This window comes from Mesorhizobium sp. L48C026A00 (assembly GCF_000502375.1).
GTDB lineage: Bacteria > Pseudomonadota > Alphaproteobacteria > Rhizobiales > Rhizobiaceae > Mesorhizobium > Mesorhizobium muleiense.
The window spans coordinates 1-15474 of sequence record NZ_AYWU01000016.1; the positions used below are offsets into that span (position 1 = coordinate 1).

Below are 15474 nucleotides of genomic sequence, written 5' to 3' on the forward strand. Positions count from 1 at the left end.
CACGACGCTCTTCCGATCTGAGGTGTTCACGGGCTCCGGTCGGCGGCGCGAATGGCTGCCGGAGGAGAAGGCGCGGATCGTGGCGGAAAGCTACGAAGCCGGCGCGACCGTGAGCGCGGTGGCGCGGCGATACGCTTTGTCCCCGCAGCAGCTGTTCGCCTGGCGTCGGGCCGCTCGTCAGCCGTTGGCGGAAGCGCCGGCACCGGAATCGTTGTTTGTTCCGGCGGTGATTGCAGCGCCGAGGCCTGAACCGGCGGCAAGGCGGCGGCGGAAGCAGAAAGCCGCCCGAGACGGTGTGATCGAGCTGGAGATAGACGGCGTCGCTATGCGGGTCGGCCGTGGCGCCGACACCAGGACGGTGGCNACGGTGTGATCGAGCTGGAGATAGACGGCGTCGCTATGCGGGTCGGCCGTGGCGCCGACACCAGGACGGTGGCCGCTGTAATCCGAGCGCTGAAGGCGACGACGTGATCGGGCCGACGGGTGCGGTCAAGGTCATGGTGGCGACGAAGCCGGTGGACTTCCGCAAGGGTGCGGAGGGCCTCGCGGCGCTTGTGCGCGAGACGATGGGCGCCGATCCGTTCAGCGGCGCGGTCTATGTCTTCCGGGCGAAGCGGACGGATCGGATCAAGCTGATCTTCTGGGATGGCACCGGCGTCTGCCTTTACGCCAAACGTCTGGAGGACGGCGAGTTCCGCTGGCCGAAAGTGCATGACGGCATGATGCGGCTGACGGCCGCGCAGTTGTCGGCGCTGCTCGAAGGTCTCGACTGGCGGCGGGTCCACGAGGCGCGCAGGACCCGCGTTCCGGTTCAGGCGGGCTGACCCGCGACGAAGTGAATCAGCCTGGATTCCGCTGTCGCGGGATGTCGGCGAATATGGTCTGATCCGGTCATGGCGATGGCGGCTGACCAGCTTCCCGACGATCCGGACGCGCTGAAGGCGATGGTCCTGGCGCGCGACGTCGAGAACGCCCGCCTGATCCAGATCATCAAGGAATTGCAGCGTCACCGCTTCGGCCGAAGAGCTGAGACGCTTCCCGAGGATCAGTTGCTGCTGGGGCTCGAAGAGGCCGAGCAGATCGAGGCCGCCGACGAGGAAGAGAATGAACAAGCATCTCCCGCAGAGCGTCTGGAGCGCGCCAGGAAGCGCCGGACGAACCGCGGCGCGTTGCCACCCCATCTGCCGCGGGTGGAAATGGTCGTCGACATCGAGGACCATGCCTGTCCGGGCTGCCGCAATGGCTTGCATCGGATCGGTGAGGACGTGAGCGAGCGGCTCGACATCGTTCCGGCGCAGCTGCGTGTGATCGTCGTGCGCCGGCCCAAATATGCCTGCCGCGCCTGCGAGGATGTGGTCGTTCAGGCTCCGGCGCCCGCCCGGCTGATCGAGAGCGGTTTGCCAACCGAGGCGACGGTCGCTCAGGTGCTGGTGTCCAAATATGCTGACCNCGTCGTGCGCCGGCCCAAATATGCCTGCCGCGCCTGCGAGGATGTGGTCGTTCAGGCTCCGGCGCCCGCCCGGCTGATCGAGGGTGGTCTTCCGACCGAGGCAACGGTCGCCCAGGTGCTGGTCTCCAAATACGCCGATCACTTGCCGCTCTATCGTCAGGCGCAGATCTATGCCCGGCAAGGCATCAATCTTGATCGCTCCACGCTCGCCGACTGGGTCGGCCGCGCCGCCTGGCATCTGCGTCCTGTGCATGAGCGGCTGGTTGGCAAGCTGAAGGCTTCGCCGAAGCTCTTTGCTGACGAAACCACCGCGCCGGTGCTCGATCCGGGCCGCGGCAAGACGAAGACCGGCCAACTCTGGGCCTATGCCCGCGATAACCGACCATGGAATGGGAGCGACCCGCCGGGCGTCGCCTATATCTATGCGCCGGACCGAAAGGCCGAGCGTCCGATCGCTCATCTCGCAGGCTTCACCGGAATCTTGCAGGTCGACGGCTATGGCGGCTATCGCGTGCTGGCCGACAAGAGCGGCGTGACGCTCGCCTTCTGCTGGGCGCATGTGCGCCGACGCTTCTATGAACTGGCGGCAGCCGGTCCCGCGCCGATCGCCAGTGGGGCGCTGAGACGGATCGCCGAGCTCTATAAGATCGAGGACGGCATCCGCGGCCAATCGGCCGAGGAGCGCCGTGCGATGCGTCAGGAAAATAGCCGCGCTATCATCGCCGATCTCGAACCCTGGCTGCGCCAAAAGCTCGGCTTGATCAGCCAGAAAACCAAGCTCGCCGAGGCGATCCGCTACACGCTCTCGCGTTGGGAAGGCCTCTCGCGCTTCCTTGACGATGGCCGCATTGAGATCGACAGCAACGTGGTCGAGCGCTCAATCCGTCCGATTGCGCTCAACCGCAAGAACGCGCTCTTTGCAGGCTCCGACGGTGGCGCCCAGCACTGGGCCGTCATCGCGTCGCTGATCGAAACCTGCAAACTCAACGGCGTCGAGCCCCTCGGCTATCTCGCCGATGTCCTCACCAGGATCGTCAATGGCCANGGCGGCAGCCGGTCCCGCGCCGATTGCCAGCGAGGCGCTGAGACGGATCGCCGAGCTCTACAAGATCGAAGACGTCATCCGCGGCCGGTCGGCTGACGAACGCCGCGCGATGCGTCAGGAAAATAGCCGCGCTATCATTGCCGATCTCGAACCTTGGCTGCGCGAAAAGCTCGGCCTGATTAGCCAGAAGACCAAGCTCGCCGAGGCAATCCGCTACACGCTCTCGCGCTGGGAAGGCCTGACCCGCTTCCTCGACGACGGCCGCATCGAGATCGACTCCAATACAGTCGAGCGCTCCATTCGTCCGATCGCGCTCAATCGGAAGAACGCCCTCTTTGCAGGCTCCGATGGCGGCGCCGAACACTGGGCAGTCGTCGCCTCGCTGATCGAAACCTGCAAACTCAACGGCGTCGAGCCCCTCGGCTATCTCGCCGATGTCCTCACCAGGATCGTCAATGGCCACCCGAACAGCCAGATCGACGACCTGCTGCCCTGGGCCTACATCCCGGCTCCCGAACTCAGGGCCGTGGCCTGAGANCCCGAACAGCCAGATCGACGACCTGCTGCCCTGGGCCTACATCCCGGCTCCCGAACTCAGGGCCGTGGCCTGAGAACAGCGCTTACTGATCTCGTGGCCGTTGGCAAAGACGATGTCGACCATGCCCGAGCGCATCAGGTCCAAAAACTCGTCGCGGTAGCGGTCGACGCAGAACGAATCCGACAGCGTCATCGACACGTCGCGGCCGGCGGTATGCGCGAGCTTCGCCGTCTGCCGGATCGCTTCCTTGGCGCGCGGCGGGTCCCACAGATAACCCTCGAAATAGGTGACCGCCGCACCCGAAGCCTTGTCGGCCTCGACGTCCTCCGGCCCGAGCTCGACACAGGCGCCGAGATAGGTGTTCATCGAGCGCTCGCCGTCGGGTGTGACGAAGATCATCGAGCGCGCCGTCGGCGGTTCGCCGTTGAGCGGCCTGGTGTCGAAGGCGACGCCCTGGGCATGGATGTCATGCGCATAGATTTCGCCGAGTGCGTCGTTGGAGACCTTGCCGAAGAAGGCGGCGCGGCCGCCGAAGGAGGCGACGCCCGCCGCCGTGTTGCCGGCGCTGCCGCCGGAGGCTTCGATGGCCGGGCCCATGCGGCTGTAGAGCAGTTCGGCGCGCCTCGTGTCGATCAGGTTCATCGCGCCCTTGATGATGCCGTTGGTCTCCAGGAACGCCTCGTCGCACTGGGCGATGATGTCGACGATGGCATTCCCGACACAAAGCACGTCATAGTCCGGCATCAATGATGTCTCCGCCAAAAGCCCACCCGGCTTTCTGGCATGCCGGCCGCGGGCGGGTCTGGCCAGTGGGAATGGGCTTTGCGCTTGCCAATCCGTTCGGCGCCAGCCCTCATGGGGCGGCAAGTCCTGCCTCGCGACGCAATTCGTCGGCCCTGTCTGTCTTCTCCCAGGTGAAATCAGGCTCTTCACGGCCGAAATGGCCATAGGTCGCGGTGTTGCGGTATATAGGGCGTAAGAGATCAAGCATCTTGATAATGCCCTTCGGTCTGAGATCGAACAACTCAAGAATGAGGCGCTCGATCCTTCTTTCCTCAACCCTCGCTGTCCCGAACGTGTTGACCATGACAGAAACGGGACTGGCCACGCCGATTGCGTAAGCAAGCTGCACCTCGCAGACGTCCGCAAGTCCGCTAGCGACGATATTCTTTGCGACATACCGGGCCGCATAGGCAGCTGAGCGGTCAACCTTGGACGGGTCCTTGCCCGAAAAGGCGCCGCCGCCGTGACGACCCATCCCACCATAGGAATCGACGATGATCTTTCGTCCAGTGAGACCGCAGTCGCCGCGCGGCCCGCCGACTACGAACCTCCCCGTCGGGTTGACCAGAATTCTGATGCCTTCCGTCTCCAGGTGGGTCGGCAGGACAGGCTTTATGATTTCCTCAATGACGCCCTCGCGGACCGTCTCTTGCGAGACCTGCTCGTCATGTTGGGTCGATACGACGATGGTATCAAGGGCGACCGGGCGCAACCCCTCATAGCGCACTGAGACTTGGGATTTCATGTCAGGACGCAACCAGCCAAGCTGTCGTGCTTTCCGGAGATCTGCCTGTCGTTTCGTCAAGCGATGCGCGAGCTGGATCGGCAAAGGCATCAGGGTATCGGTTTCGCGGCATGCGTAGCCGAACATGAGGCCCTGATCTCCCGCTCCCTGCTGGAGGTCCTGCCCTCGTCCCTCGTCAACGCCCTGGCTAATGTCGGGCGATTGCTCGGTGAGTGCATGAACGACGGAGCAACGCCGGCCGTCAAAGCCGACGGCCTCATCGTCGTATCCAATATCGAGAATCGTATCGCGCGCAACTTGGCTATAATCCACCCGCGCATCGCTGGTAATCTCGCCAGCCAGAACGACTATCCCTGATTTTACCAACGCTTCACAGGCGACGCGCGCCTTGGGATCGGTGCCGAGGATGGCATCGAGGATGGCATCCGAGATGTTGTCGGCCAACTTATCCGGGTGTCCCGCGCCAACCGATTCGGAAGAGAACACGAACTGCCTAGCCATGAAATGCCTCGTTTCGGGTGTTGGAGTTGTATGGGGCATTTTGCTTAGCCCACCTTACCTGTTGGTGATGCCCGGGACCTCGAACGCAGCGCACAAATCGGCAACGTCTCTTCGCACGCAGGCATGGAGATCTTCGTCATCAGGCCGCCGGAGCACGCAGTCAATGAAGCCAGCAATTTGCACCATTTCCACATCGCGCATGCCCATTGACGTCACTGCTGGCGACCCCAGGCGAATTCCGCTTGTGACCGCCGGATCCCGCGGGTCGCCAGGCACCATATTAAAGTTTGTGATGATGCCTGCTTTTGCTAGCCGCTCGGCATAGGCCTTGCCCGATAGTGGTCGATCACGCAGATCAAGGATCAGCATGTGATTGTCCGTCCCCCCGGTAACCAGGTCATAACCTCGCTCGATCAGTGCCTGTGCAAGAGCCTTGGCATTCTTGACGGTCTGTTGGCCGTAGCTTCGGAAGGACGGGTTCGCGGCTTCGTGCAAGGCAACTGCTAGCGCAGCGATGGCATTCATGTGGGGCCCGCCTTGCAGGTGAGGAAAGACCGCCCGGTCTATTCGTCTGGCGAGATTGTATTTGCTCTTTGTATGATACAGGGCCTGATAGCGATCTTCGTTCCTTGACAAAATGAAACCACCGCGGGGACCGCGGATCGATTTGTGGGAGGTGCTGCTGACCACGTCGCAATGGCGCACGGGATTCGGGTGCGCTCCCGCGGCAATCAGGCCGCTGATGTGCGCAATGTCGGCTACGAGATAGGAGTTCGCTTCCAGGGCGATTTCTGCCATTGCCGCGTAATCAAAGACACGCGGGTAAGCAGTTCCGCCGACCCAAATGAGCCGCGGCCGTTCCCGCTTGGCTGTCTCGCGCAAGCGGTCATAGTCAATTTGCTGCGTCTTTTCGTGCAGCCCATAAGGGACGCGTTGATAGTCAGTTCCGGAAAAGTTGATGGCCCAACCATGAGTCAGATGGCCCCCTTCCGGAAGGGGCAAGCCCATGACCTTGTCACCGGGGCTCAAAAGCGCGCGGTAGACGGCCTGATTGGCCGGTGAGCCGGAATAAGGCTGGACGTTGGCATGCTCGCTGCCAAATAGTGTTTTCAAGCGCTCAATGGCTAGATTCTCAAGCTCATCAACGATCTCATTTCCAGCGTAGTAGCGCGCACCGGGGTACCCCTCGGCGTACTTGTTCGTGAAAATCGAACCGGTCGCTTCCAGCACGGCCGAGGAGGCAAAGTTCTCAGAGGCAATGAGTTTGAGGGTCGTCCGCTCCTGCCGCTCCTGTCTTAGAAGCAGCTCGTGAACGCGGCAATCAACCGCGGCCAAGCGAGACCGTCCGTAAGTGTCGGGCGCCGCGATGGCGCCGCCGGCGGAGTTGTCCATGGTGGTTTCGCGCTCCAATTGGATTGATCTATTTCACGGTCAAGCATGCGGTCCCCTTGGGCCGCGTGTCTCGTACCGCTTCGAGCCGCTGCAGGTCCCGTTTATGATAGCCCTCGCCTTGGGGCAGGAGATCGACCAATAATTGAACCAGCCCACCGTCGTTGCCTCCTGCTTTGAGATGGTACGAGCGCCACGGGGGTTGTTCGTTGCAGCAAAGAAAGTCGGCTCTGGCGAGCAGCCGGACGTGTCGCACCACCCGCTCGCGACGCACGCCCAGAATCTCCGCTAGCTCGCAGACAGTTAGGTCCGCATGCGCGCAAAGGCCCAGGATTCGAAGGCGATCAAAATGCGCCACCGTGCGTAGGCGACTGACCAGTGTCATCATTGGTCAGGATCAAGCCACATGGAAAACCTGGGCACTCGTCCTACTGAATTTGTCATTTCGCGTTCTCCACAGATGTTGCAGCTTTCGAACCAAATTATATGGCTGGTGCCCACCGACATGACAATCACGGTGGCCGTGAAGATACTGTTGAGCCGAAAATGCTGTGTTCGAACAACCAAGATGGGCGCTCTTCTTGCCATTGCCTTAGCCGAAATTGCTCGCAGTTCGGCGGGTCGGAGAAAAGCGGCGCCACGTTTTTGACCCCACTGATCTCAGACGTTGCAATAAGCCTACCATTCACAGCGAACTGGAGTTGCTAAGAGTCTATGAATTTGCTTGAAGGATCTGTTGCAACGTTTGCCCAACCCGCTCTTGCTCCCGGCACACATCGCCATGCCTTCGCCGTCCAAAAGACGGGCCACGAAGCGTAGCCGTTCCTCCATCAGCGACACTCTCTCCACGGCATCAACAGCTCCGGCCAAAAAGCGGCGACCGCGATGAGCTGGCTATTCAACGGTTGCCAGTTGGAGCGAACGGGTTCGGCAGTCGAATGCGCGTAGCACATTGTTCCCTTTATGAGATCGAACGCCGTGCAGCTGGGGATCTGATGCAAAGCTGAACTCGCCTGGCTACAATTTCGACCCTTACAACTGACTTCATGCGCAAAGGAAGCACGTCCGCGATTGGCTTGGTGGCGAGCAAACAAATGACGAAAAAAGAGTAGTGCAAACGTGCATTTTGGAAAATAGCCTGGATCACGGCCGATGCCAAAGGCAGCTAGTTCGATACAAAATCCGCTTTGACATTCTCCGAAACGCTTATGCCCGGCTGTCCAGCCGCAACCGAATACGCGGCATCGATAGCGAAAGTTTGCGCGCTAGCCATCAGTTCAGTATCAGGACCGACGACCGTAAACCAGCGCTGGCGGTGCGATCCCGCCGTGCGGGGCACGGAAACATTCGTCCGCAGAGTGGCAATATTTCCAGTATCCGCCTCGACGATCAATCGCTCGTGCAGTCGCCGCAGCAGCGCGTCGCGCGTTCATGCTCCGCCTGCGAACATGATAAAGACGATGGCGCATTCGCGTTTCCGGAGCAGTCGAATTTCCGAGAAGGTCGCATGCTTCTCCGTCTCGGCTGACTCACGCGAAAACCGGATGAAAAAGACCCCGCATCGAGCACCTGACGCTGACTGGAGCGGGCCTTGCCGCCTATCGCGAGATGGTGCCGCTGCCAAAGGCGTTCGAGCGGGAATTGCTGGCAAAACTCAGCGCTGGTGAGCGCACCGCGATCACAAATGGATTGAGTGCGCTCAAGGAGGCCCTGGGCAGGATTAGGCGCTTACCAGTCCATCACCACCTTGCCCGAATTGCCGCTGCGCATCGCGTCGAACCCGGTCTGGAAGTCGTCGATGCCAATGCGGCGGGTGATCAGGCCGCTGACGTCGAGCGGGCCCTGCACCAGCGCGATCATCTTGTACCAGGTCTCGAACATCTCGCGGCCGTAAATGCCCTTGAGATGCAGCATCTTGAAGATGACCTTGTTCCAGTCGATCTCGAAGCCGGTCGGCGCGATGCCCAAAATGGCGATCTTGCCGCCATTGTTCATGGNCCCGACATTTCGAGGCCGACGTCAAAACCTTCGGTCATGCCGAGCGCCGGCATGATATCGCGCAGCTTTTCCTTCGACGCGTCGACCACATGCTGGACGCCGAGCTTTTTCGCCAGCGCAAGCCGCACCGGGTTGATGTCGGTGATGACCACCTTTCGCGCGCCGACGCACTGCGCCACCAGCGCACCCATGATGCCGATCGGCCCGGCGCCGGTGACCAGCACGTCCTCGCCGACCAGATCAAAGGACAGTGCGGTGTGGACCGCATTGCCCAGGGGATCGAAGATTGCGGCGATCTCGTCGGGCACATCGTCGGGGATCGGCACGACGTTGTGCTGCGGTATCACCAGATATTCACCGAAGGCGCCTGGCCGGTTGACGCCGACGCCGAGTGTGTTGCGGCACAGATGCCCCCTGCCCGCCCGGCAGTTGCGGCAGTGGCCGCAGACGATGTGGCCTTCGCCNTGCGCCCACTGGTCCCAATTGTAGATGTGGACGTCGGTACCGCAGATCGCGGTCTTCTTGATCTTGATCAGAACGTCGTTCGGGCCGATTTCCGGCACCGGCACTTCTTCCATCCAGATGCCCGGCTCGGCCTTGGCCTTGACCAGCGCCTTCATCATGTTCGACATTCTTTTGTCCCTTGAAACTCTTGATCCGGAATCGCTTTTCGGTTCCGGCCGTTCAGGAAATCACACCGAGTTCACGCCCGACTGCGCCGAACGCCTCGACCGCACGGTCGATGTCGGCGCTGGAATGGGCGGCCGACATTTGCGTGCGGATGCGCGCCTGGCCCTTCGGTCCTCGATCAGCCTCGCTTATGCTCTGGAGCTTGTTCTCTCGCGCCCGAATTTCCGCGGGGATGGCTGAACGGAGGCGATCCATTTGCGGATTTTCGAGTGCATCGGGCCGCACCCCACAAACGCTCAACAAGTTGAACACGTCCTGACCCGACTGGGACTTCAAGTTCGGACCTGAACCTGGCCGGGTGCTTCTGGATGGCAGGGTCCGTCAAGCGGCGGAGGCCATGAGGGAAATGAAAGAGCTACAGATCAAAACACATAATCGAGCGATGAATATCGCCTGAACATTCCGAACAGCAACAGTTCGTTGGTGACATTGGTGTTGACACGAACCTTGGCGGCCACCGATTCGTAGTTGCAATCATAAGCGGCAACGCCGGTGATCGCGCCCCAGCCATGTGTGTAATTCCAGCCGCCGACTACGTCGGAGCGTAGCTGTCGATTGTGCCGACCACGCCCGAGCCTTCTTCGAGCGAAACCACGGCCGAAAAGCCGTTCCCGGCGTCGAAGTANGTCGATTGTGCCGACCACGCCCGAGCCTTCTTCGAGCGAAACCACGGCCGAAAAGCCGTTCCCGGCGTCGAAGTAGTACTGAACCACATTGGTATCGAAAGCGCCGTACGGAATCGGCGTCTGGTTGAACGGCAATCAGTGCCGCAGTTGAGCCGAGGAGGAGGCTACTAATGTTCATTGTTGATCTCCGTTCAAAGAGTAAAAGTAATGGACGCCAGTGAATGAATTCTTACTAAGGAAATAGTCGATAACGATGCGCATTGAGTCGAATTTGAGCAGTTTTGATGCGCTCGTCGTGCCAGATTATTCAAGAGAAATTGAGTATGATTTGGTATTATTGTTACAAATATGCAATCGTTATAACAAATATAATTATCGGCGAAATGACGCCACTCAACATTTCTGTGCAAATCATCACCGTCATCTCCGCTAGTTGTGGACGGGCCGTCACAAAGGCTTCTACTGCATATGACGTGCCATTCTGACGACCCAGCTGCGGCTTGAAGCTCAAGTGTGCCGGCGGACCTTGGTTCGCGCTTCCTTTTTTGCCTTGCGGATCAACCCAAGCACGAACGGCAAACGTTTCGGCTACGGTTCGTCTGTTCGCTTCGCGACAGTTTCGTTCAATGGCGACAGCTTTGTTTGCTGTGAGCCCCGACGTTGAGACATCANCGTCTGTTCGCTTCGCGACAGTTTCGTTCAATGGCGACAGCTTTGTTTGCTGTGAGCCCCGACGTTGAGACATCATGCGGCGGCACCGCTCGGTGCGACGCCGTCATTTTGGCGAGCGCGATGGTCGATAATCACGCGCTGAACGCGCAGCCTTCCCGACAGTTGCGCTCGCAGTTCCAAGTTGCTGCGCGACGCGGAGCAACCATGGTTCACCGTCGGCTTCGCGATGCCGTTTCCGCACGGAGTTCGGCGGCCGTTCGAGTCGATAATGCCAAGTTCATACGAATGACCCTGATCGCCGAGCACGCGATGCGAACGCCGGCGCTGCATTGTGAGCAGGCAGACATCCTGCACGGCCCCGAGGAAGAGATTCTCCCGCTGCTCATGAAGGTTGATACGCAGCACTTCAGCCCGAACGAGAATTTCCTGCCGCAACCCTGAAAAGTAGGGGCCTGCAACGAAGCTGGTGGGCACCACGAACACCAGCCCGCCACCCGGTTTCAGCCAGTCGAGGCTTCTCAGCAGAAATAAGGAGTACAGGTTTGTGTGCCCTCCCATGTTTGCCAGTCCGGCGTTGCGAAGCAGCGCCTATCCGCTTCGGCGCCCACCTTTCCGTAAGGCGGATTGCCGATTGCCAGATCGTACAGCTGCGGCGCGGAGGCCAAGAGCGCATCTTCGCAACGTACTGCAGCCGGCCGACCGGTGCGAACATACGGAATTCATGCGCCAGCATGTCATTCAGCAGTGCCTGCGACAGAGCCGAAAGACCTGCATCGATCTCGATGCCTCTGATGTCGCGGAGCGTCGCTTTGCAGGCCTCGCTTAACGGCACTCCTCTTTCAAGTTTTTGTCTGACCAGATGCCGGTCACCGGGGGTCAGAAATGACCCGCCGCCGCACGCAGCGTCCAGAACAGTCGGGTGCATTCTGGATTTCAGAAACCCTTCACTCGCCTCAATGGCCGCTCTGGCCAGAGCAGGCGGCGTGAAATAGGCCGACTATTCGCGGCGGCGATCATCGCCGATCAACACCGCATTGGTGCTTGAAATCAGGTAGTGCCTCTCATCTAGTGATGAAAATCTGACGCTTGGTACCCGAAAGGGAATACCGCTTTGGGTGGATAGTGTTGAAGAAGTCGGCGATGAAGCCGTGGATCCACTCGCACCGAAGCGTCTTGATTAAGGTCGACGCGACCTCCTCGCCCTAAGTGGCTCGGATGGGTGTCCCGAGGGTGCAGATCTTGGCCAATTTCCTGAGGTTCTGGGCGATGGCTGCAAGGTGGAACTCATCGCGGGCACCACAGGGGCCGCGCAATCGCAATCGATCGAGCTTCAGGATGCGCTTGAGGTGCGCGAACAGCATCTCCACCTTCTTCCGCTGATAGCGTGAGATCTGGTAGGCGTCGGTCTTGGCGATGTCGCGGGCCATGTCGCGCGCGCCCTCATAGATCGAGCGCAGCACCTTGCGCGCCGGCTCCTTCGGGCAACAGCGGGGCTTCAGGGCACAGGCGTCGCAATCCAGCTTGCTGGCGCGATAGCGCATCATGCCGTTCTCGTCGACGAGAGGGTGCGGCACCCGATAGGTCTTCTGGCGTTGCCTGAGCGTCTTGCCGCCAGGACAGATGTATGTATCGGCCTTATGGTCGTAGGTGAAGTCATCGCGCGAGAAGGTGCCATCCTTGCGCCTGGACTTGTCGAAGACCGGGATATGCGGCTCGATCCCACGCTCATGCACCAACCAGTTCAGCATTTCGGCCGAGCCGTAGCCGGTGTCGGCAATCAGCCGCTCCGGCCAGAGGCCGAGCTCGTCGTGCGCCCGCTCGATCATGGTCTTGGCGGCCGTCACCTCGGCCTGGCGCACCGCGGTCGAGGGCTCCACGTCCACGATGATGGCGTGCTCCACGTCGATCAAATAGTTCGTGCAATAGGCATAGACGGCTGGGCCACCCCAAGCGGCAGTCCAGCGCGCGGCGGGATCAACAGGGGAGACGAACTTGGGCTCCACCGGCGTGGCGGCCCCGAAGGCGGCATCATCCAAGGTGGCGAGGTATTCGGCCACGGCCCGCTTGGTCTCAGGCTTGAGCTCCTCGGCCGTCTCGACCCCGCGCTGACGCTGCGCGTCGGCGACGATCATGCTGGCATCGACCGCAAAGCCTTCGCCGCCGACGAGGCCTTCTGCCATGCAGCGTCGGACGACGGTTTCGAACAGTTCGCGCAGCAGATCGGCATCGCGGAAGCGTCCGTGGCGGGTCTTGGAGAAGGTTGAGTGGTCCGGCACATCACCCTCGAGGCCAAGCCGGCAGAACCACCGATAGGCCAGGTTCAGATGTACCTCCTCGCACAGCCGGCGCTCCGAGCGGATGCCGAAGCAATAGCCGACGATCAGCATGCGGATCAGCAGCTCAGGGTCGATCGAGGGACGGCCGATCGGGCTGTAGAAGGGCGCCAGATGCTGGCGGATGGCGGACAGATCAACGAAGCGGTCGATCGCTCTGAGCAGGTGGTCCGCCGGCACATGCCGCTGCAGGCTGAAGCCATAGAACAGCTCCTCCTGCATCACACTTTGCTCGCCCATCATCGACTCAATCTCCTCTTACAACGAAGATTGAATCAGTGCTTCAGGACCGCTGCAACCCGGACTTTTTCAACACTATCGGTGGAAACCCGACGTTCGGCACCCGCTCGGCGTATGTCCGGTTCGCGCCCAGTGAACGAACCCGCTCGCGGGAGGGGCGCGGGGTTTGAGGCGTAAGCTTCGTTGGCAGCGTCGGTGAGGCTTTAATCGATCAGGGGTGACGGACGGCCCTCGGCCTCCGAGCATGAAGTGTCAACCTTCAGCTTGAGAGGAGCATCCGATGACCGTCCCTACGCATCCATCCGGCAGCGCACTTCGCGAGCGCATGATCGAAGACATGTCCATGCGCGGCTTCACCGAGGATACGCGCCGAGACTATATCCGTTGCGTGAAGGCGTTTGCAGCCTTCATCGGGCGCTCGCCTGATACCGCGACGGCTGAGGATCTGCGGCGTTTCCAATTACACCAGACCGAGAGCGGCATGCGGCCGCCGGGGATCAACAGCTCGGTCTCGGCGCTGCGCTTCTTCTTCACCGTGACGCTCGACCGGCTCGATCTCTCGCGCCGTCTCACCGTCATCCGCCAGCCACGCAAGCTGCCGCTGGTGCTGAGCGTCGAGGAGGTGGCGCGGCTGCTCGAAGCCGCACCGGGACCGAAGTACAAGGCGGCGCTTGGCACGGGCTACGGGGCGGGGTTGCGGGTGTCGGAGATCGTGGCGCTCAAGGTGAGCGACATCGATTCGACGCGCATGCTGATCCGCGTCGAGCAGGGCAAGGGGCGCAAGGACCGCCACGCCATGCTATCGCCGCAACTGCTCGGCTTCTGCGCGCCTGGTGGCGCGAGGGCAAACGTCGCGGCGTGATGCTGCCGCGGGGCTGGCTGTTCCCGGGCCGCAACCCGATCACGCCACTTTCCACGCGGCAGATGAACCGCGCCGTTCGTGCGGCGGCGGAGGCCGCCGAGATCAAGAAGCGGGTAACGCCGCACATCCTGAGGCATTCCTTCGCCACACATCTCCTGGAGCAGGACGTCGACATTCGCGTCATCCAGGTCCTGCTAGGCCATGCCCGGCTCAATACGACCGCGCTCTATGCCCATGTCGCCACCAAGACGATCCACACCGTGATGAGTCCGCTCGACCGGATCAGCCTGCTCACAGAGGGCGAGATACGACCGGACAGATGACGCGGCGGCGGTGCGCCGCCCGTCCCTGGAGCTCGCCGACATCTTCCATCGCCATGGTGCCGCCTGGCGCGCGGCCCAGGCCGGCCACTTGAGCCTCGGCCAGCTGAAGGTGATGTCGGCGATCGAGACCTGCCGCACCGCGGCGCTTGGCGGTCACGTCGAGGCGTGCGAGGACTGCGGCCACAGTCGCATTGCGTATAACAGCTGCAGGAATAGACACTGTCCAAGGTGCCAGGGCGCGGCGGCAAGGGAATGGCTCGCCGCACGCGAGGCCGATCTCTTGCCGGTCGGCTACTTCCACGTCGTCTTCACGCTGCCGGCCGAGATCGCCGACATCGCCTATCCCAACAAGGCGGTGATCTACGACCTGTTGTTCCGCGCCGCCTCGGAAGCGATGCTCACCATCGCGGCCGATCCAAAACATCTCGGCGCCCGCATCGGCATCACCGCCGTGCTGCATAGCTGGGGCTCGGCGATGACCCATCATCCGCATGTCCACATGATCGTGCCCGGCGGCGGCATCGCGCTCGATGGTGAGCGTTGGGTGTCCTGCCGGCCCGGCTTCCTCCTGCCCGTGTGCGTGCTCTCAAAACTGTTCCGGCGGCTCTTGCTGGCCAAGCTTACTGATGCCCATGCCGCCGGCCGGCTGAGATTCTTCGGCGATAATGCCGGCCTCGGCGACAAGCGCGCCTTTGCTGCCTTCCTGGCACCGCTCAAGAAGAAGAACTGGTTCGTCTACGCCAAGCCGCCCTTCGCCGGACCCGAGGCCGTGCTGGCCTACCTGTCGCGCTATACCCACCGCGTCGCCATCTCCAACAGCCGGTTGATCGCGCTCGACGAGGCGGGCGTCACATTCCGCGTCAAGGACTACCGCCGCAATGGCAGCGAGCGCTACCGGACCATGACGCTGGAAGCGGGCGAGTTCATCCGCCGATTCCTGCTCCACGTGCTGCCCAAAGGCTTCCATCGCATCCGCCACTATGGGCTGCTCGCCAGTGCGCACGCCAAGGCCAACATCGCGCGCGCTCGCGAACTTCTCGCCGCGCCGCAGCCCAAGGCCGAATGCAACGGAACGGGCGCCGATGCCGCACGCCATCGGACTGGCGGCCGCGATGTCCATGCTGCGGCGGCAGGATGATCGTCATCGAGACCTTCGAAGGCGGCGGCGACCGCGCCCGCGCGCCGCCTTGGACGAGGGCGTCATGACCACAAACCGCTCTTCATCGCTCTGCATACCCGCCGAGGACTCTGGTCGTCGGCGGCCCGAGGCGATCGTGCG

At 61.7% G+C, this 15474-nt stretch carries 10 protein-coding genes and 7 pseudogenes; 9 read left to right on the forward strand and 8 right to left on the reverse strand.

From position 1 onward, the window contains the following. The first annotated feature begins 79 nt into the window (after positions 1 to 79). The 5 genes and pseudogenes from X738_RS89725 to X738_RS65630 all read left to right on the forward strand — a co-directional run. Entirely contained in the window at positions 80 to 373 is a 294-nt protein-coding gene (locus X738_RS89725) for a transposase (RefSeq protein ID WP_441295552.1), read from the forward strand. A gap of 94 nt (positions 374 to 467) precedes the next feature. Beyond that, positions 468 to 824 (forward strand): IS66 family insertion sequence element accessory protein TnpB, encoded by a 357-nt coding sequence (tnpB, locus tag X738_RS65620; RefSeq protein ID WP_023800865.1) that lies wholly within the window; start codon positions 468 to 470, stop codon positions 822 to 824. 69 nt (positions 825 to 893) lie between these two features. Next, positions 894 to 1349, forward strand: a pseudogene (locus tag X738_RS89730) (IS66 family transposase zinc-finger binding domain-containing protein); the annotation flags it as partial. Between the two features lie 102 nt (positions 1350 to 1451). Next, a pseudogene (tnpC, locus tag X738_RS87240) lies at positions 1452 to 2591 on the forward strand (IS66 family transposase); the annotation flags it as partial. Beyond that, a pseudogene (locus tag X738_RS65630) lies at positions 2515 to 3030 on the forward strand (IS66 family transposase); the annotation flags it as partial. The pseudogenes tnpC and X738_RS65630, both read left to right, overlap by 77 nt. 39 nt (positions 3031 to 3069) lie before the next feature. Here the strand turns inward: X738_RS65630 and X738_RS65635 are convergent. The 3 genes from X738_RS65635 to glyA form a co-directional block, all read right to left on the reverse strand. Next, positions 3070 to 3777 (reverse strand): adenosine kinase, encoded by a 708-nt coding sequence (locus tag X738_RS65635; RefSeq protein WP_023800868.1) that lies wholly within the window; start codon positions 3775 to 3777, stop codon positions 3070 to 3072. A gap of 109 nt (positions 3778 to 3886) precedes the next feature. Next, entirely contained in the window at positions 3887 to 5062 is a 1176-nt protein-coding gene (gene metK, locus X738_RS65640) for a methionine adenosyltransferase (RefSeq protein ID WP_023800869.1), read from the reverse strand. Between the two features lie 54 nt (positions 5063 to 5116). Next, positions 5117 to 6454: a serine hydroxymethyltransferase gene (gene glyA, locus X738_RS65645; protein ID WP_023800870.1), complete on the reverse strand. Its 1338-nt coding sequence runs from the start codon at positions 6452 to 6454 to the stop codon at positions 5117 to 5119. A gap of 403 nt (positions 6455 to 6857) precedes the next feature. Between glyA and X738_RS84940 the strand changes: the two genes are divergently transcribed. Both X738_RS84940 and X738_RS87245 read left to right on the forward strand, forming a co-directional pair. Continuing rightward, on the forward strand, positions 6858 to 7100 hold the full coding sequence (locus tag X738_RS84940; protein ID WP_156942621.1) for a hypothetical protein: 243 nt from the start codon (positions 6858 to 6860) through the stop codon (positions 7098 to 7100). Positions 7101 to 7979: 879 nt separating this feature from the next. After that, positions 7980 to 8164 (forward strand): annotated as a pseudogene (locus tag X738_RS87245) (MarR family transcriptional regulator); the annotation flags it as partial. A gap of 15 nt (positions 8165 to 8179) precedes the next feature. Here the strand turns inward: X738_RS87245 and tdh are convergent. From tdh to X738_RS65670, 5 genes and pseudogenes are all read right to left on the reverse strand, one after another. After that, a pseudogene (gene tdh, locus X738_RS65650) lies at positions 8180 to 9081 on the reverse strand (L-threonine 3-dehydrogenase). Between the two features lie 52 nt (positions 9082 to 9133). Continuing rightward, the gene (locus X738_RS65655; RefSeq protein ID WP_023800874.1) at positions 9134 to 9334 is read right to left on the reverse strand and encodes a hypothetical protein; all 201 of its coding nucleotides are present in this window, start codon (positions 9332 to 9334) and stop codon (positions 9134 to 9136) included. A gap of 167 nt (positions 9335 to 9501) precedes the next feature. After that, entirely contained in the window at positions 9502 to 9852 is a 351-nt protein-coding gene (locus X738_RS65660) for a porin (RefSeq protein ID WP_441295553.1), read from the reverse strand. Between the two features lie 657 nt (positions 9853 to 10509). After that, positions 10510 to 10995 carry a hypothetical protein gene (locus tag X738_RS65665; protein ID WP_023800876.1) on the reverse strand — a complete coding sequence of 162 codons (486 nt, stop codon included), beginning with the start codon at positions 10993 to 10995 and terminating at the stop codon, positions 10510 to 10512. A gap of 644 nt (positions 10996 to 11639) precedes the next feature. After that, positions 11640 to 13013: an IS1182 family transposase gene (locus tag X738_RS65670; RefSeq protein ID WP_023800878.1), complete on the reverse strand. Its 1374-nt coding sequence runs from the start codon at positions 13011 to 13013 to the stop codon at positions 11640 to 11642. A 277-nt stretch (positions 13014 to 13290) separates the two neighbouring features. Between X738_RS65670 and X738_RS65675 the strand changes: the two are divergent. After that, positions 13291 to 14195, forward strand: a pseudogene (locus X738_RS65675) (tyrosine-type recombinase/integrase). A gap of 10 nt (positions 14196 to 14205) precedes the next feature. After that, positions 14206 to 15401 (forward strand): annotated as a pseudogene (locus X738_RS65680) (IS91 family transposase). Positions 15402 to 15474 lie beyond the last annotated feature (73 nt).

Bases quoted from the DNA above. Each gene is read 5' to 3' on its own strand.
- X738_RS65670 (WP_023800878.1), bottom strand. From the start codon at position 13,013: ATGATGGGCGAGCAAAGTGTGATGCAGGAGGAGCTGTTCTATGGCTTC.
- metK (WP_023800869.1), bottom strand. From the start codon at position 5,062: ATGGCTAGGCAGTTCGTGTTCTCTTCCGAATCGGTTGGCGCGGGACAC.
- X738_RS65655 (WP_023800874.1), bottom strand. From the start codon at position 9,334: ATGGATCGCCTCCGTTCAGCCATCCCCGCGGAAATTCGGGCGCGAGAG.
- X738_RS84940 (WP_156942621.1), top strand. From the start codon at position 6,858: ATGGAAAACCTGGGCACTCGTCCTACTGAATTTGTCATTTCGCGTTCT.
- X738_RS65635 (WP_023800868.1), bottom strand. From the start codon at position 3,777: ATGCCGGACTATGACGTGCTTTGTGTCGGGAATGCCATCGTCGACATC.
- X738_RS65665 (WP_023800876.1), bottom strand. From the start codon at position 10,995: ATGGGAGGGCACACAAACCTGTACTCCTTATTTCTGCTGAGAAGCCTC.
- glyA (WP_023800870.1), bottom strand. From the start codon at position 6,454: ATGGACAACTCCGCCGGCGGCGCCATCGCGGCGCCCGACACTTACGGA.